This is a genomic window from Vibrio sp. 10N.222.52.B7 (assembly GCF_041474275.1).
GTDB classification, from domain to species: Bacteria; Pseudomonadota; Gammaproteobacteria; order Enterobacterales; family Vibrionaceae; genus Vibrio; species Vibrio crassostreae_C.
The window spans coordinates 1-241 of the sequence record NZ_JBFRTU010000236.1; the positions used below are offsets into that span (position 1 = coordinate 1).

Here is a 241-nt window from a genome sequence, read left to right on the forward strand (position 1 = left end):
CACTTGTATCGCGTCTTCACCTTCCCAGTTAATCACGTTGTCATAGAGGTTGAAGTATTTGTGTGTGCCATCAAAGCATTGGTTAGATACCACGGAACTAAAGTTGGGTGTATTGCCATTGAGAATGTTCTCGCAGCGTCTGATGGCCGTTGAACGCTGATCTTCAGGTACGATGGATAGGATGGAGTCCATCGCAAGCACTTGCTCTATTGAGTCCGCACCTTGTTGTTCTACCCATGCT

1 pseudogene is annotated in these 241 nt (G+C 46.9%); it reads right to left on the reverse strand.

Annotated elements, in window-relative coordinates:
* A pseudogene (locus AB4512_RS22600) lies at nt 1–241 on the reverse strand (GGDEF domain-containing protein); the annotation flags it as partial.